This window comes from Kocuria sp. CPCC 205260, from assembly GCF_040981045.1.
Classification (GTDB): Bacteria; Actinomycetota; Actinomycetes; order Actinomycetales; family Micrococcaceae; genus Kocuria; species Kocuria palustris.
In genome coordinates, this window is the sequence record NZ_JAVKPT010000002.1 from 259,559 (window position 1) to 281,234 (window position 21,676).

The 21,676-nt window shown below is 70.1% G+C and carries 22 protein-coding genes; 11 read left to right on the forward strand and 11 right to left on the reverse strand.

Features of this window, described 5'->3' with window-relative positions:
* Position 1: 1 nt before the first annotated feature.
* The 3 genes from RF645_RS05875 to RF645_RS05885 form a co-directional block, all read right to left on the reverse strand.
* Complete coding sequence (locus tag RF645_RS05875) at positions 2-1,003, reverse strand: bile acid:sodium symporter family protein (protein ID WP_368818740.1); 1,002 nt, start codon at positions 1,001-1,003, stop codon at positions 2-4.
* Positions 1,004-1,067: 64 nt separating this feature from the next.
* Positions 1,068-2,528, reverse strand: a complete 1,461-nt coding sequence (locus tag RF645_RS05880) for a Rid family hydrolase (protein ID WP_368818741.1) — start codon at positions 2,526-2,528, stop codon at positions 1,068-1,070.
* Complete coding sequence (locus RF645_RS05885; protein WP_006214312.1) at positions 2,525-2,992, reverse strand: Lrp/AsnC family transcriptional regulator; 468 nt, start codon at positions 2,990-2,992, stop codon at positions 2,525-2,527. The genes RF645_RS05880 and RF645_RS05885 overlap by 4 nt, the downstream gene beginning before the upstream one ends.
* Positions 2,993-3,158: 166 nt before the next feature.
* Here RF645_RS05885 and RF645_RS05890 point away from each other — a divergent pair, with 166 nt between their 5' ends.
* A complete protein-coding gene (locus RF645_RS05890; RefSeq protein WP_368818742.1) occupies positions 3,159-4,382 on the forward strand; it encodes an NAD(P)/FAD-dependent oxidoreductase in 1,224 nt (407 codons plus the stop codon).
* A 16-nt stretch (positions 4,383-4,398) separates the two neighbouring features.
* On the forward strand, positions 4,399-5,349 hold the full coding sequence (locus RF645_RS05895; RefSeq protein WP_368818743.1) for a pyridoxal-phosphate dependent enzyme: 951 nt from the start codon (positions 4,399-4,401) through the stop codon (positions 5,347-5,349).
* Positions 5,350-5,358: 9 nt separating this feature from the next.
* Here RF645_RS05895 and RF645_RS05900 read toward each other — a convergent pair whose 3' ends face one another.
* Positions 5,359-6,396: a restriction endonuclease gene (locus tag RF645_RS05900; protein ID WP_368818744.1), complete on the reverse strand. Its 1,038-nt coding sequence runs from the start codon at positions 6,394-6,396 to the stop codon at positions 5,359-5,361.
* A gap of 214 nt (positions 6,397-6,610) precedes the next feature.
* Here RF645_RS05900 and RF645_RS05905 point away from each other — a divergent pair, with 214 nt between their 5' ends.
* The 6 genes from RF645_RS05905 (at position 6,611) to RF645_RS05930 (ending at position 11,154) form a co-directional block, all read left to right on the forward strand.
* A complete protein-coding gene (locus RF645_RS05905) occupies positions 6,611-6,823 on the forward strand; it encodes a heavy-metal-associated domain-containing protein (protein ID WP_006214316.1) in 213 nt (70 codons plus the stop codon).
* Positions 6,820-7,005 (forward strand): hypothetical protein, encoded by a 186-nt coding sequence (locus RF645_RS05910; RefSeq protein WP_368818745.1) that lies wholly within the window; start codon positions 6,820-6,822, stop codon positions 7,003-7,005. Before RF645_RS05905 ends, RF645_RS05910 begins: the two co-directional genes overlap by 4 nt.
* Positions 7,006-7,061: 56 nt before the next feature.
* Complete coding sequence (locus RF645_RS05915) at positions 7,062-9,389, forward strand: heavy metal translocating P-type ATPase (RefSeq protein WP_368818746.1); 2,328 nt, start codon at positions 7,062-7,064, stop codon at positions 9,387-9,389.
* Positions 9,390-9,484: 95 nt separating this feature from the next.
* Entirely contained in the window at positions 9,485-9,805 is a 321-nt protein-coding gene (locus tag RF645_RS05920) for a metal-sensitive transcriptional regulator (protein ID WP_053448350.1), read from the forward strand.
* Between the two features lie 150 nt (positions 9,806-9,955).
* Entirely contained in the window at positions 9,956-10,684 is a 729-nt protein-coding gene (locus RF645_RS05925; RefSeq protein ID WP_368818747.1) for a hypothetical protein, read from the forward strand.
* 29 nt (positions 10,685-10,713) lie between these two features.
* Entirely contained in the window at positions 10,714-11,154 is a 441-nt protein-coding gene (locus RF645_RS05930) for a carboxymuconolactone decarboxylase family protein (RefSeq protein ID WP_368818748.1), read from the forward strand.
* Between the two features lie 74 nt (positions 11,155-11,228).
* On the opposite strand, the gene RF645_RS05935 is transcribed toward RF645_RS05930, so the two are convergent.
* Positions 11,229-11,375 carry a hypothetical protein gene (locus tag RF645_RS05935; RefSeq protein ID WP_368818749.1) on the reverse strand — a complete coding sequence of 49 codons (147 nt, stop codon included), beginning with the start codon at positions 11,373-11,375 and terminating at the stop codon, positions 11,229-11,231.
* Positions 11,376-11,441: 66 nt separating this feature from the next.
* Entirely contained in the window at positions 11,442-11,678 is a 237-nt protein-coding gene (locus tag RF645_RS05940; protein WP_368818750.1) for a DUF1059 domain-containing protein, read from the reverse strand.
* A gap of 121 nt (positions 11,679-11,799) precedes the next feature.
* On the opposite strand from RF645_RS05940, the gene RF645_RS05945 reads away from it, so the two are divergent.
* The 3 genes from RF645_RS05945 to RF645_RS05955 all read left to right on the forward strand — a co-directional run bounded on the left by RF645_RS05945 (position 11,800) and on the right by RF645_RS05955 (position 15,566).
* Positions 11,800-13,413 carry an amidohydrolase gene (locus RF645_RS05945; RefSeq protein WP_368818751.1) on the forward strand — a complete coding sequence of 538 codons (1,614 nt, stop codon included), beginning with the start codon at positions 11,800-11,802 and terminating at the stop codon, positions 13,411-13,413.
* A 196-nt stretch (positions 13,414-13,609) separates the two neighbouring features.
* Positions 13,610-13,927 carry a DUF2316 family protein gene (locus tag RF645_RS05950; protein ID WP_368818752.1) on the forward strand — a complete coding sequence of 106 codons (318 nt, stop codon included), beginning with the start codon at positions 13,610-13,612 and terminating at the stop codon, positions 13,925-13,927.
* A 172-nt stretch (positions 13,928-14,099) separates the two neighbouring features.
* Positions 14,100-15,566 carry an APC family permease gene (locus RF645_RS05955; RefSeq protein WP_081609477.1) on the forward strand — a complete coding sequence of 489 codons (1,467 nt, stop codon included), beginning with the start codon at positions 14,100-14,102 and terminating at the stop codon, positions 15,564-15,566.
* Between the two features lie 79 nt (positions 15,567-15,645).
* On the opposite strand, the gene RF645_RS05960 is transcribed toward RF645_RS05955, so the two are convergent.
* From RF645_RS05960 to RF645_RS05980, 5 genes are read right to left on the reverse strand one after another with little or no spacing between them, the layout of a single operon-like run.
* The gene (locus RF645_RS05960) at positions 15,646-16,953 is read right to left on the reverse strand and encodes an aspartate aminotransferase family protein (RefSeq protein WP_368818753.1); all 1,308 of its coding nucleotides are present in this window, start codon (positions 16,951-16,953) and stop codon (positions 15,646-15,648) included.
* A gap of 32 nt (positions 16,954-16,985) precedes the next feature.
* Positions 16,986-18,164 carry a M20 family metallopeptidase gene (locus tag RF645_RS05965; RefSeq protein WP_006214339.1) on the reverse strand — a complete coding sequence of 393 codons (1,179 nt, stop codon included), beginning with the start codon at positions 18,162-18,164 and terminating at the stop codon, positions 16,986-16,988.
* 20 nt (positions 18,165-18,184) lie between these two features.
* Positions 18,185-19,369, reverse strand: a complete 1,185-nt coding sequence (locus tag RF645_RS05970) for an amidohydrolase family protein (protein WP_368818754.1) — start codon at positions 19,367-19,369, stop codon at positions 18,185-18,187.
* A complete protein-coding gene (locus RF645_RS05975; RefSeq protein WP_368818755.1) occupies positions 19,359-20,657 on the reverse strand; it encodes a glutamine synthetase in 1,299 nt (432 codons plus the stop codon). Before RF645_RS05975 ends, RF645_RS05970 begins: the two co-directional genes overlap by 11 nt.
* A gap of 60 nt (positions 20,658-20,717) precedes the next feature.
* Positions 20,718-21,653: a MurR/RpiR family transcriptional regulator gene (locus RF645_RS05980; RefSeq protein ID WP_368818756.1), complete on the reverse strand. Its 936-nt coding sequence runs from the start codon at positions 21,651-21,653 to the stop codon at positions 20,718-20,720.
* Positions 21,654-21,676: the final 23 nt, after the last annotated feature.

The following is a 21,676-nucleotide window of genomic DNA, read 5'->3' on the forward strand; positions in this document are numbered from 1 at the left end:
CTCAGCGGTGCGTGGGCTCAGCGTGATCGTCCGGACGACGACGGCCCCAGATCGAGGCCAGGATCCCGCCGGAGATGTTGTGCCACACCGAGAAGATGGCCCCGGGCAGGGCCGCCTCGGGCGTGAAGTACTGCGCGGCCAGGCCTGAGGCCAGCCCCGAGTTCTGCATGCCGACCTCCACGGAGACGGCGCGGCGGGAGGCCACCGGGAAGCGCACGAGCGCTGCGACCGCATACCCCAGGCCGTAGCCCAGCAGGTTGTGCAGGATGACGCCGACGAGCAGCCCCAGGCCGGCAGCGGCCAGCACCTCGCCGGAGCCGGAGACCACGGCGATCACCACGTAGGTGATGCCCAGTACCGAGACCCACGGCAGGATCGGCTCGATCCGCCGCACGAATCCGGGCAGCAGAGAGTGGATGATCAGCCCCAGGATGATCGGGACCAGCACGATCTGCACGAGCGACAGGGCCAGGCTCCCGGTGGGCACCTCCAGGAACTGACCGGCCAGCGCCAGGGTGATCAGCGGTGTCAGCAGCGGCGAGAGCAGCGTGGACAGCGACGTCATGGTCACCGACAGCGCCACGTCGCCCTTGGCCAGGTAGGTCACGACGTTCGACGACGTCCCGCCCGGCACCGAGCCCACCAGGATCATGCCCGCAGCCAGCTGCGGCGGCAGATCGAGGGCGGTCGCGATGCCCAGAGCAAGCAGCGGCATGATCGTGAACTGCAGGATGACTCCGGCGATCACGGGCAGCGGCCGCTTCAGCACGAGCGCGAAGTCCGGCAGGGACAGCGTCAGCCCCATGCCGAACATGATGATCATCAGCGCCGGCGTCACCCCCGCGCCCCAGCCGGCGAAGGCCTGCGGGAACAGCAGGGCGACGGCGGCTCCGGCCAGGATCAGCAGCGGGAACACCGTCACGGCGCGTCGGCTGCTGCGCTGCTCCTTGCTCGATCCGCCGGTCGATCCTCCGCCGGGTGCGGTCTGCGAGTGCTGGGCCATGCTCGCCCTCCCCTTCCGTGTGCGATCCGTCGAGCCTATCGGCGCCCCGCTCACGGGCGTGGGCTCAGCCCAGGTGCGCGGTCGCCGAGATCTCCACCAGGAACTGCGGGCGGGCCAGGGCGGCCACCCCGATCACGGTATGCGTGGGCAGGACGTCGCCGGTGAAATGCCGGGCGCGGGCCGCGCTGATCGACGGGGCCTGGGTGACGTCCGTGAGGTAGGTGGTCGTGGACACGATGTCGTCCATGGACCCGCCTGCTTCCTCCACCACCGCGCGCATTTTCGTGAAGACCTGCTCCACCTGGACGTCGATGTCGCCCTCGCCCACCGCGACAGAGGCGTCCACGACGCGACGGGTCCGGAAGCGCCGTCGTCGTTCGTATTCGAGGCGAGCGGCATCCCAGTCGTCGGAGCCGGCCAGCAGGTCCGAGAGCACGATCGCGTCCTCTATGGACTGGTTCGCGCCCTGCCCGTGGTGCGGGACGGTCGCGTGGGCGGCGTCGCCGAGCAGAGTGATCCGGCCGTCGGACCAGTGCGTGAGCGGCGGTCGGAAGAACAGCGCCCACCGCTCGGTCACGGGCACCGCGGTGACCATCTCGACGACGGGTGCGTCCCCGTCGGCGCAGTGCAGGACGGCTGCGTTGCCCGAGTCGTCGATCTGCGTCACGTGCTTGGACAGGTGCAGGGACTCCGGGTCCAGGGCGCCGAACAGGATGGCCTGCAGGTCCGCGCGGTGGATGCCCAGGAACGAGGCGCCGAAGCGGCTGCGGTACTCATCGTGCGACGACAGCCGTGCGATCCGCTCGCCGGTGCGGCCGTCCCGGAAGATCAGCCCATCCACCTCCGCGGAGACGGCCCCCAGGGGCTCGGCCAGGCCGAAGCGCTGGTCGTAGAAGCGCGTGGCGTTGGCCGACAGCGACACCGCCGCCCCGACCTCCCGCAGCACCGAGGTCTGCTCGTAGAGCTGGACGTCCAACCCCCGGTGCTGCAGCTCGATGCCCAGGGTCAGGCCGCCGATCCCTGCTCCGATGATGGCGATCCGCTTGCTCATGAGGCCTCCTCCGCAGGCCTGCGGCGAGCCTACGGCCTCGTGCTGCGCATCACATCCCCCGGGCCGCCAGCGCCCCGTGGCACGCCGCGAGCACTTCCGTCGCCGGCCCCCCCCCGCCCGGCAGGTGGACATGGGGACCTGGCCGAAGGCGCCGCGCGGCAGAGGATCCCGGCACAGCTGCGCGGTGCGCGGCCCATCCCAGTCGATGTGCACGAACCACGCACCGTCCTCCTGGACGATCTCGGCCACCGTCCCCACGGCGCACAGCTCCTGCCGCCGGGAGAGGTAGGCCCAGACCAGATCCCCGGGCCGCATGATCCGGAAGCCCGTGCGCAGGCACCAGCGGCGGATCGGCTGCGAGCGCCCGATCGCGTCCCAGACGGCCGTGGCATCTGCGCGGGTGCGCCAGTCGCCGGGCAGATGCTCGGCGTGGGCGGCGGGGTCGATGGGCAGCAGCCAGTGCGCAGATCTCATCGCGGCGAGTGGTCGAAGATCAGGCTCGTGTTGGTGGACGCGACCTCCTCGCGCATGCTGATCCGGTCGGAGACCAGGGCGCGCAGGGCCTCGGTGTCGCGCACCGCCGCGTGGACCAGGAAGTCGCGGTCCCCGGCGAGGAAGTAGACCTGCCGCGACTCGGGCAGATCCGTCAGGTAGGCCTGGAATCGCGTCAGGGAGCGACGGGCGTGCGGGTGGACGCGGATGCTGATGAGCACCTCGATCGACAGCCCGAGCGCAGCAGGATCCACCTCGGCGCGGAAGCCGGTGATCACCCCGGACTCGACCAGCGCACCCACCCGCTTGTGACAGGTCGACTCCGCCGCCCCCACTCGACGGGCCAGCTCGCTGATCGCCATTCGCCCGTTGCCGCGCAGCTCGCGCAGCAGGGCCTGATCCAGCTCATCCAGGGCACGAGGCGAGGCGGATTCTGCGGTGACCATGGGCTCTCCTGAGGGTCGGTCAGCGGATTCCGTCGATTATCGCTGAATGCGCACGGATTCCTCCATGGACCATGGAGGAATCGGCAGAGTCCTTCTAGTGTTCCGGATCACATCATCAGCAGCGCCCGCGGCCATCCGCACCGCACGGTCCCCCAGGAGGAGAGGCATGAGCCACGCCATCGTCATCGGAGCAGGAATGGTCGGTCTGGCCACCGCCTGGCACCTCCAGGAGCGCGGTCTCGAGGTCACCGTGATCGACAAGGAGGGCGTGGCCGCGGGGTCGTCGTGGGGCAATGCCGGCTGGCTCTCCCCGGGCAAGACCATCCCGCTGTCGCACCCGAGCCTGTGGGGCTACGGGCCCAAGGCGCTGCTGGACCCCGACGCCGCCCTGCATGTCCCCGCCCGCGTGGACCCCACGCTGTGGAGCTTCTTCGCCCGGTTCATGGCGCACGCGACCACCAAGTCGTGGGATCGCACCATGGCCGCGCTGACGCCGATCGACAAGCTCGCGCTGGAGGGCTTCGACGAGCTGACCGACGGCGGCATCGAGTCCTGGACGCGCAAGAGCCCGTTCGTCGTCGGGTTCGAGAACGAGAGGCAGTCCCAGGGGTTCCTGGGCGAGGTGGCCGGAGCGGTCCGCCACGGCCAGGACGTGCCGTTCGAGCCGCTCGAGAACCCCCGCGAGCTCGCGCCGATGCTCTCCGAGAACGTGAAGGTGGCCTACCGGCTGGAGGGCCAGCGCTACTTCGAACCCGGCCCGTTCATGGAGGCGCTGGGGCAGGCCTTCGTCCAGCGCGGCGGCACCCTGCGCACGGGTGTCGAGGTCACCGACGTGAACTCCACGCGGGCACCGTCGGTGACGCTGTCCACGGGCGAGCACCTCACCGCAGACACCGTCGTGATCGCCACCGGCGCCTGGCTGCCCCGGCTGGCAGCGCCGCTGGGCGTGAAGGTCAAGGTCCAGGCCGGGCGCGGGTACTCGTTCTCCGTGGCCACCGACCAGCCCGCCGAGCACCCCGTGTACCTGCCGCACGCGCGCATGGCCTGCACCCCCTATCAGAGGCGGTTCCGCATCGCCGGCACCATGGAGTTCAAGCACGCCGACGAGCCCTTCGACCCGGGGCGCATCACCGCGATCGTCAACGAGGCGCGGAAGCTGATGACCGGGGTGGACCTCGACGCGCGCCAGGACGAGTGGGTCGGCTCGCGCCCCGTCACCCCGGACGGCCTCCCGCTGATCGGCGCCTCGCAGGTCCCCAATGTCTACGTGGCCGGCGGGCACGGCATGTGGGGCATGGTCCTGGGGCCGATCACCGGGCGTCTGCTGGCCGATCAGATCACCACCGGCGCGATCCATCCGGCGATCACGCCGTTCGATCCGCTGCGCTGAGACGGATACTGGGGCCATGAGCCCCACCTCCGACGACGTCCTGGCCGCCGCCCGCATCCTCGAGGGCGTCGCGCACCGCACCCCGGTGCTGAGTTCGAACACGCTCGACGAGCAGCTCGGGTGCTCCGCGCACCTCAAGGCCGAGAACCTGCAGCGAGCGGGGGCCTTCAAGTTCCGCGGGGCGTTCACCGCGCTGTCTCGGCTGCCGCACGACGACGCCGTCGTCGCCTTCTCCTCGGGCAACCATGCCCAGGCGGTGGCCCTGGCCGCTGCGCTGCAGGGGCGTGCGGCCACGATCGTGATGCCGTCCGATGCCCCGGCGATGAAGGCGGCGGCCACGCGCGGCTACGGCGCCGAGGTGGTGGCCTACGACCGCCGCACCGAGGATCGCGCGGCGCTGGCGGCCAGTCTGGCCGAGGAGCGCGGGGCGCACGTCATCCCGCCGTTCGACCACCCGGACATCATCGCCGGGCAGGGCACGGCCGCCCTCGAGCTGCTCCAGGAGACCGGGCCGCTCGATCTGCTCTTCGTGCCGCTGGGCGGCGGCGGTCTGCTGTCAGGCTCGCTGCTGGCGGCCGGCCTGCTGGCACCGGAGTGCCGCGTGATCGGCGTGGAGCCTGCCGCCGGCGACGACGTCCAGCGGTCGCTGGCGCTGGGGCGCCCCGTGACGATCGATGTCCCCGAGACCCTGGCCGACGGCGCCCAGACCACTCGGGTGGGCGAGACGACCTTCGAGATCATCCGCGAGCGCGTGGACTCGATCATCACCGTGCCCGACGACGCCCTGGTGGCCGAGATGCGCTTCCTCGCGGAGCGGATGAAGACCGTGGCGGAGCCGACCGGCTGCCTGGGGCTGGCGGGACTGCGCGCCTGGGTTCAGGAGCACGACGTCGGCGGGTTGCGGGCGGGCGTGATCCTCAGCGGCGGGAACGTGGATCTGCGGAGGTTCGCGGCGCTGGTGGGGTGAGCGTGTCGCTCACTGCGACTCGGGCGCCGCATCCACCACAAGCAGGGAGCGCAGCGGCATCCGCGACCGCCAGCGGGGCGGCAGCTCCATGTAGTGCTCCAGCGTCAGACGCGTGATGTCGGCACCTCCGAACAGCCTCAGGTTCTGCCGCTCCCTCTCCAGATCGATCGCATCGCGGCTGTAGGAGCCCAGGGTCACGAACAGGCCCACCTCGCTCGCGGACAGCGTGCCGATCAGCTGCTGGACGTCCGGCCTTCCCCTCGTGGCCGTCGAGTGCTTGCACTGCACCTTGATGAGCGGGGGCTCCAGCCCCAGCGGATCCTTGTGCGCCAGGACGTCGACGCCGCCGTCCGTGCTGAAGGCAGTGACTCGCGCCTGGTATCCCATAGTGCGCAGCAGATCGGCCACGAAGTGCTCGAACTCCTCATGGCTGAGCTCATCCCGCAGTGTCCGGATGATGAAGTCGCGCGTGTGCTGGTCGATGCGGTCGGCATTCGGCTCATCTTCGGCGATGCGAACAGCTTCCGCGGCGGAATTGCTGCCAGTCGTCTTGCTGACCCGGGCCTCGAAGGTCTCATCCGACGCCGAGTCGAGGAACTCCTGGAAGACCCCGGCATGCCTGCTGACCCGGAACAGCGTGATCGCGGACCCGATCTCGTAGAGAGCGCTCTGCGGGAAGAGCCCGCGCGCGACCCCGGTCTTGAGCCAGCGCACCTTCCGTCGGTGCGGATGGCGCTCGGCCTCCGGATGGAACTCGTAGTCACCCTCCACCACACCGAAGTTCAGTGTGGAATCGGGCTTGTATGGCGCCACCACGATGTCACCGCGCTGGATCTCTGCCGCGAAGCGATAGAGCACCCCCACCCAGACCGGGATCGCCCCGGCCTTGGCATCCGGATTCGCGCGCAGCACCGCCTCTCGGATGCTCTCCCGATCCATGCCGACGACTCGCAAATCGCCGATCGCCTCCCAGCCGATCGAGACGAATCCTCCCGCGATCAGCTCGGCCCCCAGAGCGTCGTTGTGGATCCCCCACATCCTCGCCATCACTGCCCTCTTCCTGTCGGCCCGACATGCTGGTGTCCACTCTCGTCGATCTTCGGGAAACCACCGAACCGCTCCGACGCCTTCAGCGCGCCGAGGACGCAGATCCGAGCGCGTTCGCCTGAGGACCACCCCCTTGACCCTCATACCCCAAGGGGGTATATCTGGAGTCAGCATCTACCCCATAGGGGTATCACCACGAGCGAAGGAGCGCACCATGGCGACCACCGAGTTCAACGTCACCGGCATGACCTGCGGCCACTGCGAGATGTCCGTGCGCGAAGAGGTCGAGGAGATCCCCGGAGCCTCCGTGAGCCAGGTCAGCCACGAGACCGGCCGCCTCGTCGTCGAGAGCGACCAGCCCGTCGACGACGCCGCCGTGAAGGCCGCCGTCGAGGAGGCCGGCTACTCGGCCGAGCGCGCAGCGTGAGCGCCGCCGCCCGCCTCGGGTCCTCCCTCGCGGCGCTGGCGGCGGTCTTCGTCGCCGCCTTCTTCATCGGCGGCGCCGTCGTGCCTCAGAGCACCGTGGATTCCTGGACCCAGCAGGCCGAGGAGTCCTCGCACTCGCAGACCCCGGACGAGTTCGAGAACCCCGCCGATTCCGATCACTGACCCCCGGTCCACCGCACCGGGCCGGGGAGAGCACCGACTTCCAGGAAGAAGCACCCATGACCACCTCCGCGCCCACGGACTCCAGCGCCCAGCCGCAGTCTCCGGGTCCCGACGTCGAGCTGCTGCTCGGCGGGATGACCTGCGCGTCGTGCGCCAACCGCATCGAGCGCAAGCTGAACAAGCTCGACGGCGTGAGCGCCTCGGTCAACTACGCGACCGAGAAGGCGCGCGTCTCCGTGCCGGAGGGCTATGACAGCCAGCAGCTGATCAGCACGGTCGAGCAGGCGGGCTACACGGCCGAGCTGCCCAAGCCCAAGGGTGCGGACACCCAGAAGGACGACGACGAGAGCGAGGACCCCGAGCTGACGTCGCTGCGCCATCGCCTCATCGGGGCGGGTGTGCTGGGCGTTCCGGTCATCATTCTGGCGATGATCCCTGCACTGCAGTTCACCTACTGGCAGTGGCTCTCGCTCACCCTGGCCGCCCCCGTGATCGTGTGGGCCGGCTGGCCCTTCCACAAGGCCGCCTGGACCAACCTGCGCCACGGCTCGGCCACCATGGACACGCTGATCTCCATGGGCACGATCGCCGCGTTCCTGTGGTCGCTCTACGCCCTGTTCTTCGGCACCGCCGGGATGCCGGGAATGACGCACGCCTTCGAGCTGTCGGTCGAGCCCACGGACGGCGCCAGCTCGATCTACCTGGAGGTCGCCGCAGGCGTCATCTTCTTCATCCTGGGCGGGCGCTACTTCGAGAAGCGCTCCAAGCGCCAGGCCGGTGCTGCGCTGCGCTCGCTCATGGAGCTGGGCTCCAAGGAGGTCGCCGTCCTGCGCGACGGCGCCGAGACCCTCATCTCGATCGATGATCTCGCCGAGGGCGACGAGTTCGTCGTGCGCCCCGGCGAGAAGATCGCCACCGACGGCACCGTGGTCTCCGGCTCCTCCGCCGTGGACGCCTCCATGCTGACCGGCGAGTCCGTCCCGGTCGAGGTCTCCGAGGGCGACGACGTCACCGGCGCGACCGTCAACACAGGCGGGCGCCTGGTCGTGCGCGCCACTCGCGTCGGCTCCGACACGCAGCTGGCGCAGATGGCCCAGCTGGTCGAGGACGCGCAGTCCGGCAAGGCCGAGGTGCAGCGCCTGGCCGATCGGATCTCCGGCGTCTTCGTCCCGATCGTCATCGCGATCGCCGTGGCGACCCTGGGCGTGTGGCTGGGCGCGGGCTTCCCGATCACCGCCGCCTTCACCGCCTCGGTGGCCGTGCTGATCATCGCCTGCCCCTGCGCCCTGGGACTGGCGACTCCCACCGCGCTGCTGGTCGGCACCGGCCGCGGCGCGCAGCTGGGCATCCTCATCAAGGGCCCCGAGGTCCTGGAGTCCACCCGCAAGGTCGACACCGTGGTGCTGGACAAGACGGGCACCGTGACCACCGGCCGCATGACGCTGAAGAGCGCATATGTCGCCGACGGCATTTCCGAGGCCGAGGTGCTGCGCATCGCCGGCGCCCTGGAGGACTCCTCGGAGCACCCCATCGCGCGTGCCATCACCCGCGGCGCCCGCGAGCGCGTCGGCGAGCTGCCAGCCGTGGAGAGCTTCCAGAACCTCGAGGGCCGCGGTGTGCAGGGCGTCGTCGACGGACGCCTGGCGGTCATCGGCCGCGAGACCATGCTCGAGGAGTGGTCCCTGCAGATGCCCGAGGACCTCGCCCGCGCCAAGGAGCAGGCGGAGGCCGATGGTGAGACCGCCGTCGTCGTGGCCTGGGACGGTGCCGTGGGCGGCGTCCTGACGGTCGCCGATGCGGTCAAGGAGACCAGCGCCGAGGCCATCCGCCAGTTCCGCGACCTGGGTCTGACGCCCGTGCTGCTGACCGGCGACAACCAGGCCGTGGCCGAGACGGTGGCCGCGGAGGTCGGGATCGAGAAGGTCATCGCCGGCGTCCTGCCGCAGGACAAGGTCACGACCATCCAGCAGCTGCAGGACGAGGGCCGCGTGGTCGCCATGGTCGGCGACGGCGTCAACGACTCCGCCGCCCTCGCCCAGGCCGATCTGGGCATGGCCATGGGCACCGGCACGGATGCCGCCATCCAGGCCGCCGACATCACACTGGTGCGCGGGGATCTGCGCGCGGCCTCGGATGCGGTGCGCCTGTCGCGCAAGACCCTGGGCGTGATCAAGTCCAACCTGTTCTGGGCCTTCGCCTACAACATGGCCGCGATCCCGCTGGCCGCCTTCGGACTGCTGAACCCCATGCTCGCCGGCGCGGCCATGGCATTCTCTTCCGTGTCCGTGGTGGCCAACAGCCTGCGGCTGCGCGGGTTCCGCAGCCGCTCCGGGGCCGCACCTGCCGCCGCGACGGCCGACGAGCGCGAGCCCGCCGCCGCATGAGCATCCCGAACGACCAGGAGACCAGCACCATGAGCACCGATCAGGACGCCGCCGACGAGGCCCTCGTGGAGCAGACGGCAGAAGCCACCGCGGACATGGCCCCGGACAGCGAGCTCGATCAGGACGGCCATGCCCACCACGGCTACATGTCGGACAAGCAGCGCTACCTGGCCCGCCTCAAGCGGATCGAGGGTCAGGCCCGCGGCATCCACCGCATGATCGACGAGGAGAAGTACTGCATCGACATCCTCACTCAGATCTCCGCGCTGAATTCGGCCCTGCGCAATGTGGGCCTGGGCCTGCTCGACGATCACATGCGCCACTGCGTCCTCGACGCCGCTCAGGCAGGCGGCGAGGAGGCCGACGCCAAGATGCAGGAGGCCTCCCAGGCCATCGCCCGGCTGATGAAGGGCTGAGACCGGGCTCAGGCACCCGCGAGGGGTCGCTGATGCCGTCTTTCAGGGGCTGAAAGGCGGCGCTGGCGTCCCCTCGGCGCGTACCAAGGCCGCAGGAGCGGGTGACCCGCTAGATTCTCGGTGATTCACCATCGAGAAGAGGCCCCCACCATGCGCAAGCGCCCTGTCCTGCTCTGCACCGCAGCCCTCCTGAGCCTGGCCCTGGCCGGGTGCTCTGGCGGCAACGACGCCGAATCCACCACGGAGCCCTCAGCATCCTCGGCTCCCGAGACCACGCCGAGCTCCTCGGCCACCAGCTCGACAACTCCCTCTGCAGAGCCCTCCGACGAAGCCTCCGCCGCTGCGGAGCCCACTGCCGCCCCGACCGCCGAAGAGGCACCCGTGGAGGCCCCGGCAGAGACCGACGCAGCCGCGAGTTCCGGCATGTCGGCTGATGCCCAGGCGTTCTTCGCCGCCGGGGGCACTTGCAACTCGGACACCTTCCCCACGGGCGCTCCGAGTCCCGAGCTCATGGCCGAGCTCCAGGCCATCTGTGCGGCCCAGGCCGGGGATCAGCCGGGATACGCCGGACCGGGGTCCATCGACAACTACCCGATGTACCCCGACACCACGGATCAGACCGACTACGCGACCGAGGACGGAAGCGGCTACCAGCGCCCCGAAGCCGACGCGGACGGCTACGTGGGCCCCTCCGACGAGTACTACGCCTACGACGGGTACGTCGAACCCGGTTTCGAGTACCAGGTGGGCTCCGAGTGCTTCGATGCCGATCTGGGCCGCTGCAAGACAAGCGGTGAGATCCAGACCGAGCACATGGAAGGTATGGAGGTCGAGGAGCTCATGCAGGAGCAGGGCATGCCCCTTCCCTCGGATCAGTGACCGGGGAACACCCGAGTAGGCTCCGCCCCATGTCGCACATCGATCTCTCCGAGCACCCCGCCTACAAGGCCATGCTGCGCATGGACGGCGAGGCCGCCAAGGCCGTCGCCGCAGCCGGCCTCGATCCGCTGCTGGCTGAGCTGGTCAAGATCCGCATCTCCCAGCTCAACGGCTGCGCCTTCTGCCTGCGGATGCACACGCGCGACGCCCTCGAGAAGGGTGAGACGACCGATCGCCTGGCCGTCGTGGCCGCCTGGTGGGAGTCGCAGTACTTCACCGAGCAGGAGCAGGCCGCCCTGGGCCTGGCTGAGGAGGTCACTCGTCTGTCCGTCCCCGAGCGCACCGACTGGGACAACGGCTCGCTGAACGACGAGCAGGTCACTGCGATCAGCTGGCTGTCCATCGTGATGAACTCCTGGAACCGGATCGCGATCCGCAGCCACTACCCCGTGGGCCCGGACTCCGAATGAGATCCGCCTGACCCGCACAGGCACGACGACGGCCCCGGCAGATGCCGGGGCCGTCGTCGTCGGTGTGCACGCGCTCAGTAGTTCGCGGGCGGGTCGGAAGCCGGGAAGGACTCCCGCTCCTCTTCCTCGACCAACTGCTCCTCGCGCTCGACCTCCGACGGGCCGGGGTTCTGCTTCTCCGTCGGATCCTGCGGGTTCTCCGACGCACTGTTCTCGGACATGAACTCATCCTTCCACTCGGCGTTCACTCCACCATTGTCGGTCTTCCGCACCGCCGAGGTCATCCCTCAGTCCTCGGGCAGCTCCGCGAAGGCCTTCTTGGTGGCCTTGTACCAGCCCATGCCCTTGATCGGATTGCGCCAGCGGCCCTTCATCTCATCGCGCGCCTGCTGGTGATCGGTCTGGCCGGCCTTCTCGGCCTCCTTCAGGTGCTTGTCCTGCTGCTGGATGATCTCGTCCGCGCTCTCGCCGGTGAACGCGAGGTCGCAGGGGCCGCCGAGGTCGCGGCAGGTCATGGTCTTCATGGGGGGCTCCTTCTGAGTCGCTGGATGGATCGGATCCTACGGGGCGTCTCTGGGATAGCCTCAGCCCATTCGGCCCCCTGTGCCTGCGCCGGACCAACCGCACGACGAAAGCGACCCCGCCTTGTCCCGCACCACCCTCTTCCACGGCGCCACGGTCTTCACCGGAGAGGCCGCCTCCCCCACCGCCGAGGCCTTCGCCGTGCAGGACGGACGCTTCCTGGCGGCAGGGACGCAGGACGAGGTGCGCGCAGTCGTCGGGCCCGACGCCGTGGAGGAGGACCTGCTCGGGACCTTCGTGCTGCCGGGGTTCTGGGAGTCCCACGTGCACATGACCATGCTGGGCGAGACCCTGGACAAGGTCTCCCTGCGCGAGTGCGCCACCCTGGACGAGATCCAGCAGCGCATCGCCGAGGCGCGAACCGCCGATCCGCAGGCCACCCAGATCCTCGGAGCCAGCTGGTACCCGCATGCCTTCGCGCCGGGTCAGCAGCCCACGGCCGCCATGCTGGACGCGGTCGTCGCCGACATCCCCGTGATCCTGGACGCCAACAGCCTCCACGCCGCGTGGGTGAACACCGCCGGACTGGCGGCCCTGGGGATCACCCGAGACACCCCGGATCCACTGGGCGGTCAGATCGTGCGCGACGCCGACGGCGAGCCCACCGGGCTGCTGCTCGAGAACGCCGCGATCGAGTACGCCTGGGGGTATCAGGCCGCGCACTCCACCGAGGCTGATCAGGACCGCTTCCTGGACAACGCCTTCCGCTCCTACCTGGCCAGCGGAACCACGGGCGCCACGGACATGGGCTTCAGCGACTCGGACCTGGCGGTCTTCCGTCGTCGGCTGGAGCGCGACGGCCGCCTGCCCTTCCCCGTCGACGCCCACTGGATGCTGCGCCCAACCGGCGACCCGGAGGCGGATCTCGCGGAGGTCGAGCGGGTGGCCGCGATCCGCGACGAGATGGCCGCCGAGTTCGGCACCCAGTGGCTGCGGATCGTGGGCGTCAAGCTGATCCTGGACGGAGTAATCGACGCCTGCACCGCCGCCATGCGCGCCCCGTACGTGGGCGGCGAGCTCCCCGATCCCCTCTGGGAGCGCGAAGCGGCCCTTCGGGTGACCACCGCCGCCGACGCCCACGGCCTGCAGCTGGCGCTGCACGCGATCGGCGACCAGGCCAGCACCCTGGCGCTGGATCTGGTCGAGGAGTGCGTGCACGTCAACGGGCCACGGGAGGGACGGCGCCCCCGTGTGGAGCACCTGGAATCCGTCGCCCAGGACACCATCGAGCGGATGGCGCTGCTGGGCGTGACTGCCTCGATGCAGCCGGTGCACTGCGACCCCGCCGTGCTGGACAACTGGAGGGCCATGCTCGGCGACGACCGCGCCGTCCAAGGCTTCCCTTGGCACCGCTTCCGCGAGGCCGGCGTGCCGATCGCGCTGGGCAGCGACGCCCCCACCGCTCCGCATCAGGCCGCGCGCAATCTGTTCATCGCCCTGACAGCCCGGTCCGCGTTCGACGCCGGCCGGGATCCGTATCAGCCGGAGAGGGTCTTCGCCCCTGCCGACGCCCTGGAGGCGCTGACCTCAGCCGGCGCCCGGGCCTCCGGGCGCGACGGCACCGGCCGGATCGCTGCGGGGCTGTCCGCTGACTTCTGCGCGCTGGACCGCAACCCGCTGACCGATGACTCCGACGAGCTGCTGGAGATGCAGGTGCTGCGCACGGTCACCGGCTGATCCGGCTGTCAGCCCTGCTGCTCGGGCTCGGACGGCATCCACACCTCGGACTGCGAGTCCTCGGGGTAGTAGTGGCCGCCCGGGATGGTCTGCATCCCGCATCAGGCCGGTCGCGACTATGATCCAGATCACACAGACGCCGCCCGCCCCTGGCCCCCACCGGGAGCCGCACCCGCCCCCGAGCCCAGGAGCCCTCATGTCCCTCACCGACGCCCAGACCGCACGCACAGGTCAGGAGCTGCGCCGCCATCTCGAGGTCTCGGACCTGACGCGTCAGCAGCTGTGCGAGTGGCTCGACCTGTCACCGTCCGAGCTCGAGCACGTCCTGCAGATGGACGGCCACGCCCACCCCGTGACGACCTGGCTGGTCCGCGATGCGCTCGACCAGGCGGTCGCCGAGTCGGGTGCCGACGCCGGCGGCTGGTCGGTGCTCACAGCAGCCCGGCGCCGTGAGGCCCGCCTCTGGTTCCGCCTGCAGGACGTGCCGCCACGGCCCATGACCGGCCAGCCATGAGCGGAGGGTGCCGAAAGCCCCAAGGACATGTATCAGCAAGAAAAGGATTGCGGCAGCTGGGGTCCGTCTGTAACGTGCAGCACAAGAAGACTCTTCTCCACCCAGCTGACCCTCGGCTCACGGCCTGATCCTCCGGGCGCGGTGCCCGACGGCGGCGGAAAGCCTGATCCCCATGGCACAGGACCACCAACCACCTAGCAGCGTTGCCGCGGTCGGCCAGGCACCCTCTGCAACCCGGGAGCTCGCAGGCCGCCTGCGCACCCCCGAGGTCGCTGCGATATCCGTGGGCTTCATGGGCCCCGTCATGGCCATGAGCCTCAATGGGATCGGCGTCGCAGGCCTCGTGGGCGCAAGCGTCCCCTTCACGTTCGCCGTCTCGTTCCTGGGCACCATGCTGGTGGCCTACGCCTTCATCCGGCTCACGGGCTACGTGACCCACGCTGGGTCGGTCTACGCGCTGTCCGGGGTGACCCTGGGCGCCCGAGCCGGCTTCTTCGGCGGCTTCGCGCTGCTGGGCACCTACCTGTTCTTCGCGGTGTGCATCGCCGGGGCCTGCGCCGTGTTCTTCCAGGCCATGATGGCGGAGCTCGGCCTGGCCTTCGCAGACGGGTTGTGGATCCTGATCCCGGTGGTGGTCGGCGCGCTCGTGCTGGTGCTCAACCTGCGCGAATCGGCCGTCACGGCCCGCACTCTGCTGGCCATCGGCATGATCGGCATCCTGGTGATGCTGATCCTGGGCGTCGTCATCGTCGTGCGCGTGGCCTCGGGGAGCGCCCCGGTGTCCACGGGGCTGGACCTGTCCACGCTCGCTCCTGGCGGAGCTCCGCTGTCGGCCATCATGACGGCCTCCGTGTTCGGCTTCCTGTCATGGGCCGGCTTCGAGTCGGGGACGTCGCTGTCCGAGGAGGCCGAGGACCCCAGGAAGACGATCCCCCGCGCACTGGGCGCAGCCGTGGTGCTGGCCGGCCTGATCTACACGTTCATGATGTTCGCCCAGACCATCGGCTTCGGCACCGACGAGGCCGGAGTCGCCGCCTTCGCGGGTGCCTCTTCGACCCTGACCACGCTGTCGTCGACCTACATCGGAGCGTGGTTCGCAGTCCTGATCTCCGTGATCGCGTTCCTGGTGGCCTTCGCCTCTCTGCTGTCCTCGACGGCCGCCGCGGCGCGCCTGCTCTTCGCCCTGGCCCGCGACGGCTTCGGCCCGGCCGTCCTCGCCCGGACCAGCCCGAGCACCGGCGTCCCCGGCCCGGCCGTCGTGCTGGTCACGGCGTTCACGGTCATCGTCGCCTGCCTCTCGGGCGTCCTGGGTGCCGGCTCCGTGGATGTCTACTACTGGTTCGCCACCATCGCCACGCTGTGCATGGTGGTGGCCTACGGCATGACCAGCGTGGGCATCATCCGCTTCATCCTGCGTCCGGGCAGCGCAGTCCCGCGCTGGGAACTGATCCTCCCGGTGCTCGGACTGGCCTACCTGGTCTTCGTCTACGCGGTGCAGATCATCGGCCAGGAGGCGCCGTACACCTGGTTCCCCTGGATGGCCGGGGCATGGTGCCTGATCGGTCTGATCATCGTGATCGCCCGCCCGGCGCTGGCCGAGCGCATCGGCAAGCGCATGACGGCCGAGGACCTGGGCTGAGGTCTCCGGCTGAGGATCTCAGCCGTAGAGCGGACCGCCTCGGCTGAGATCTCTTCAGCAGCAGCCCGGTGACGTCGGCTCACCAGCCGCCGAAGCCGGCCGCGGCCTGAAGGTCAATGCGTCCGCCTTCGACATCCGCGACGGCCTGCCCCAGCAGCTCGATCCCGTGCAGCAGCTGCTCGGAGGTGATCGTCAGCGCCGGGGTGAGCTCGATGATGTTCGACTCCGGACCCACCGGATAGGCCACCGCGCCCAGCTCGAAGGCCCGATGGACGACGGCCGCGGTCTCGGCATCGGCGGCCGACCCGTCCGCCCGGCGCAGCTCGATCCCGGCCACGATGCCGCGGCTGCGCACATCGTGGATCAGCTCGTGACGCCCGGCCAGCCCTGCGAGCGCCGCAGACAGCTCCCGCCCCAGCTCGCCCGCACGCCCGATCAGGCCCTCGGCCTCAAGCGTCTCGAGCACTGCCAGCCCCGCTGCCGCACACACCGGGTTGCCGGCCAGCGTCAGCAGCGAGGCGCCCGGCGCGGCCTCCCACACCTGCCGCGGGGCGATCGCCGCGGAGAGCGGCATGCCGCCACCGAGGCCCTTCCCCAGGGTCACGACGTCGGCGACGACCCCGTCGCAGCCGCTGGCCAGCAGGGACCCGGTGCGGCCCATGCCGACCTTGACCTCATCGACCATGAGCAGCGTCCCCGTGCGATCGCACGCCTCTCGCAGCGCAGGCAGGAACGCAGGTGAGGGGACGATCAGCCCGCCGTCGGCCATGATCGGCTCGACCGCAGCGGCCGCGAAGCGCTCGGTCTCCAGCGCAGCCACGGCGGCCTCGACATCGCCGTAGGGCACCTGCTCGACCCCGGGATCCATGGCTATGCTGTCAGCGGCATAGAAGCCGGAAGCATGCTGCGCCGGTCCCAGTCCGCCGTGGTACGAGTTCTCGAAGACCAGGATCCCGGGCCGGTCCGACCAGGCCCGGATCGCCCGCAGGGCAGCGGAGTTGGCGTCGGATCCGCTCAGCCCCAAGTGCACGGCAGCCTGACCGCGCCCTGCGGACAGGGGCACGACCTCGAGCAGGTTCTCGGCCAGCCGCGTGCTCGCGGGGTTGGCGGCCGAGAGCACGCCCACACTGGGCATCCGCGCCGCTTCGGTCGCGATCGCCTCGACGACCCGGGGGTGCGCGTAGCCCACCGCGGCTGCGCCCCAGCCCGCCGACAGGTCGATCAGCTCCCGACCTGTCGGGGAGCACAGCACGCTTCCGCGAGCGTCTTGGACCTCGAGCGGGAAGAACCGCAGGTGCTCGGAGACAGCGATGACCGCAGCGTCGCGCGCGTAGAGGGATCCGTCGGTCAGGCCGACCTCCGTCGAATCCATGCTGCTGCGCGCCATCGTCGCTCCTTCCAGGGCCGGGGGGCCCGCGATCAGCTGTGCGATTCAGCTCCCAGATCCATCTCGATCATCTGCGCGGCGGCGAGGTAGCCGGCGCACATGGCCTGGGCGACGTGGCGGACGTCGTCGTCGCCGGGAAGGAAGTCGCTCGTGTGCAGACCGCCACCGGCCCCCGTCCCCACGAACATCATCAGCGCCGGGAGCTGCTCCCCGTAGAACGAGAAGTCGTCCGAGCCCAGCGAGCGCAGGGAGTCCGAGATCGAATAGTCCCGACTCTCCAGGTGCACGCGCGAGAGCTCGGTGAGCCCCGGGTGGTTGTCCAGCACCGGCTCCCCCGGGGTGATCGTCACCTCGGCCCGGCAGCCATGGGCTGCGGCGACCCCGGTGGCCACGGACTGCAGCTGCTCGCGCAACAGTCCGCGGGTCTGCGGATCCAGAGCCCGCAGGGTCCCTCGGGCGCGGGCGGTGCCGGGGATGACGTTGGCGGCCTCCCCCGCGATGATCGAGGAGACCCCCAGCACCGCCGAGCGCATGGGATCGACCATCCGGCTGACGACCGCCTGCAGCGCCACGACCACCTGGGCCGTTGTCAGCACCGGATCCACGGCCAGGTGCGGATAGGCGGCGTGACCGGGGGAGCCGGTGATCTCCACGACGAACTCGTCCGAGGCCGCATTGACGCCCCCGGGCACGCACGCCACCTGCTGGTGCCCCAGCGTCGGCTGGATGTGCGCGCCGATCATGGCTGCGCACTCCTGATCGCGCAGCACGCCGGCGGCCATGATGTCCTCCGCGCCGGAGGGATAGGTCTCCTCCCGAGGCTGGAGCACCGCCAGCAGCGAGTGCGGCACTCCGATCTCGTCGACGGCCCCGGCGAGGGCGACCAGAGCGGCCATGTGGACGTCGTGCGCGCACGCATGCATGACACCGCCGTTCCGCGACTCCCATTCCACGCCGGTGGTCTCATGGATCGGCAGCGCGTCCATCTCACCGCGCACGCCGATCGCCGGGCCCGGCCTTCCGAGCCGCAGCACCGACCCGGTCCTTGCAACATCCGTTCTGGTCATCCCCTCGGGCAGGGCGGCGACGACGGCATCGCGCGTCGGGGCCTCCTCCCCGGAGAGGCTGGGACGCCGATGCAGCTCATGCCGCAGTTCCACGGCGGCGGGCAGGTGCCGCTCCAGCGCGTCCCACAGGGGTGCGGCGTCCATCGAAGCAGTGCGCTCCTCTCTCATGCGCGGGACTGGGCCTCGCGCGTCTCGTCCAGTCCGTAGACACGGCATGCGTTGTCCCGGCCGATCATCTGCAGGATGCGCTCGGGCTCCTCCTCGGGCCAGTCTCCCTGATCCACCCAGCGATCCATGACGGCGGCGGTGGCCCGACGCCACAGCAGGGAGCCCAGGTAGTGCAGCTCCGGGGGGCCCCAGGCATCGGAGGAGTACAGCAGCTTGGAGAACGGGGTCAGCTCCATGGACTCGGCGACGATCTGGCGGCTGGCCGCCCCCGAGTAGTTGATGCTCAGCCCCACGTCGCAGTAGACGTGCGGGAAGACCTGGGCCAGGTAGCCGGCATTGCGATGGAAGGGGTAGCAGTGCAGCAGCATGATGCGGCTGCCTGAGCCCTCGATGTCGCGCAGCCAGCTGGTCAGCAACAGAGGATCGCAGCGGTGCAGGTCAAGATCGGGATCGCCGTAGCCGCAGTGCAGCTGGATCGGCAGCCCGGTGTCGCAGGCGACATAGAGCAGCCATCGCAGCAGCACCGGATCCTCCACGCGCAGCCCCTCGCCCTCGACGAGCTCGCCCAGCCACCGGCGCGCGGCAGCCAGGACCTCGTCGGGGCTGGGACGACGGGGCTCGAAGTCGAAGCCGAAGCGGTAGGCGATGATCGACTTCCAGCCTGCGGCCTTCTCGGCAGCTCGGGCCACAGCCGCCTCGAAGCTCTCCTGCAGCTGCTCCGGCGCGCAGTCCACAGCAACCTGCTCCAGCAGCGCCTCCAGACGCACGATCTCGTGGACGGAGCCGCTAAGGTGCCCGCGCATCTGTTCCGCGCTCCAGATGGAATCGGTGCCGAAGCCCGTGTCGACCACCCAGTCGGAGACGCCGGCGCCCTCCAGGAAGAGCTCGGCCAGCTCATCGGCCGTGCTCTGGCTGCGACGAGCCACGTAGGCTTCGGGCGAGGCCCCTGGCTCAAGGCCCAGCAGCGGCGCACAGTGCTGGCGGATCGCGAAGCCCACCTGGGAGTCGAAGACCGTGGTCCCCTCCGGGATCGGGCGATCCGACTCGGTGAGCAGCATCTCGAGCTGCTCGCGCGTGACGTCGCCGGACAGGGGGCCATGCATGTGGTGATCCACGAGCCGGATGCGCTGTGCGGACTCCCAGGTGCCCCGCGGGCTCGCGGCCGAAGTCTCAGTACGCATCGGCGACCTTGGCGCACAGCTGCTCGTCGGTCAGACCCTCGACCGCCCGCAGCTCGGCATGCTTGATGTGCAGGTAGGTCTGCAGCAGATCGGGGTGGAACCACCCGGACGCGATCTCGTCGCTCGCGAGGCACTCGAGCGCCTCCGAGACCGAGGCAGGCAGCCGCGGGACGTCGGCCAGCTCCTCGCTGGCGGTCTCCTCCGGCCACACCCGTTCCGGCTCGTAGTCGCGGGTGATGCCCTCGAGACCCGCGCGCACCAGGGAGCCCAGCACGAGCCACGGGTTCGATGTGGCGTCGGCGGCACGGAACTCCAGGTTGAGCTGCTGGGTCGGATCGCCGCCCCCGATGGTCGAGGTGGGGCAGATGCGCAGAAGCGACTCGCGGTTGCGCTCGCCCAGAAAGATCCCGCCCACGCTCCAGGTATCCGGAGCCAGGCGCAGGTAGGAGTTCGGCCCGCAGGCGCTCAGCGCCGTGAGCGCCTTGGCGTGGCGCAGGATGCCGGCTGCGAACTTCTGGCCGATCTGCGAGAGGTTCGCCGGACCGTCGTCGTCGTACAGGACCGGCGCACCCGTCTTGGCGTCATGCAGGGAGAGGTGGACGTGAACGCCGTTGCCGCCGGAATCCGGCGCAGACAGCGGCGCGAAGGTCACGCTGCGGCCGTGGCGCTGCGCGAGGTCGTGGATCAGGTCCCTGAGCAGGATCGCCCGATCCGCGGCGACGAGCCCCGGGGCCGGCTTGAGGGTGATCTCGTACTGCTGGGTCCCGTACTCGGGCAGCCAGTTCTCGGGATCGAGCCCCACGGCGTCGAGCAGCTCCACGAGCTCGGTGCCGAACGGCTCCGCATCGCGGAAGCGGCGCAGGGAGAACGGGGCGCTGTCCGCGGCATCGCGGATCGTGAACTCGTGCTCGAAGGAGGCGATGATCTCCAGCCCCGTCCGCTCGGTGAAATCCTCGAGCGCCCTGCGGGCGAAAGTCCGGGGACAGCAGTGCCATTCCCTGCCGTCGGGGTGGCGCTGCTCGGCGAGCAGGAGACGGACCTCGGGCTTGTCCTGGCCTGCGGGGATGTCGATCCCCGTTGTCGCATCTGGTACGAGGCGCAGGTCGCCGGTCGAGCCGAAGACATTGCCGTCGGCGATGTGGCCGAAGCAATCGATCGCGAGATTCGCGGGGACCCACCCGACTCCGCGACGAAGGGCCCGAGTGGTGTCGGCGGAGGGCACCGCACGACCTCGGGTGTGCCCCACCAGGTCGTTGGTGGCGATGAAGGTCAGGGTCGGAGCAGCCATGGTTCCTCAGACGGGCCGGGGGTCCGGAACAGCATCCGGACCCATGGGTCATCCTGCGTTTCAGAACGACGTGATCTGGTTCATTCTGTTTCGCACGTTACATCCATTGCCGGTCCGCGTACAGCCCCAGGCCTCATCGGCCGCACCCGCCTCCAGCTCGGCCTGGGCCTCGAACTGCGCGACCCGCTGCATCCCGGCATCGCCCAGGATCTCCGTCACGGCCGCCACCAGGCTCTCGGTGAGCGCTGTGGCCGCCACCGCAGAGTCGAACGGGGAAGCACTCTCCACGCGCGCCGGCAGCACGTGCCGCGCCGCATCCGCGATCGGCGAGAGCCAGCTGTCCGTCATCAGCGCCACGGTCGCACCACGACGGTGCATCTCCGCGGCCAGCTCGTGACTGTCCTGCGAGTACCGGCGGTAGTCGTAGATGACGAGCAGGGTCGACGACGATGCCGAGAGCACCGCGTCTCGGCAGGCGATGACCTCCTGCGGCAGCAGCTGGACCCCCGGGCGCAGCAGCTGGAGGTGGCGGACCAGGTAGTCGGCCTGCAGCCCCGAGAAGCGCCCACCCGCCACCACGATCCGCTTGCCGGGGTCGGCGAGCATCTGGGCCACCGCCGTGAACTCTGATTCCGGCAGCTCGTCATACGTCCTCTGGACGGCCTCCAGCACGGTCCGCGCTGTTCGGGCCAGGACTCCATCACCGCCCTCCGCCGCGCGCTTCTGCTCGTACTGGCGCAAGGGGGAGCCATCGTCATTGAGCTCGGCGATCAGCGCCCGCTGTAAGTCTGCGAAGCCCGAGTAGCCCAACCTGCCGGCGAAGCGCAGCACGGTGGGGGCGCTGACCTGCGCCTCCCCCGCCAGCTGCGCGACAGTGGTCAGCCCAGCGCTCGGATACCGCGCCAGCAGCGCACGGGCGACCTTCCGCTCGGCATTGCTGAGGCTGTCCATGGAGTCCTGGATGCGGAGGCGGATCGATGGCGTGGCAACGGGCATGAGGCGAGACTATCCGCCCTCGG